Origin of the sequence: Pantoea sp. 18069 (genome assembly GCF_902706035.1) — a bacterium.
Lineage (GTDB): Bacteria > Pseudomonadota > Gammaproteobacteria > Burkholderiales > Burkholderiaceae_C > Comamonas.
Genome location: NZ_CACSJA010000156.1, coordinates 1 through 381, shown reverse-complemented (window position 1 = coordinate 381; position 381 = coordinate 1). Strand labels below are relative to the sequence as shown.

1 protein-coding gene is annotated in these 381 nt (G+C 60.4%); it reads right to left on the bottom strand.

Features of this window, described 5'->3' with window-relative positions; all coding sequences use genetic code 11:
* On the bottom strand, positions 1–381 hold a 381-nt coding region (locus tag GVL12_RS26025; protein ID WP_159918406.1), incomplete at both ends, for a TDP-N-acetylfucosamine:lipid II N-acetylfucosaminyltransferase.

Genomic DNA, 381 nt, shown 5'->3' with positions numbered 1-381 from the left:
GCGTACCGATCCCCTGCTGGCGGGCAAAGAGGAAATAGCCCAGATCGCAGCGGCGCAGCAGCGCCAGGTAATCGCTGAATTCCAGCCTGTCGCTGAGCACCTGTAAACGCCCGGCGCTAAATAACGCCGCGCCCGCCGCGCGCACTTCGTTAATATATTCCGCATTGTTGGCCGGATAGCCCATCGGGACGATCACGTTTACCGTATCGCCAAACTGCTGATGAATAGCGCGCAGCGCCGCAATATGTTCATTGCTGCGATCGCCGGAGTTGCCCACCAGAATGGTCAGCGCTTCGGTGCGCGGGGCGCTATCCGCCAGGGTATTCAGTGCCGGATCCATCCGGGTCGGGAAATAGAGCAGCTCTCCCGCAACCTTAGGGT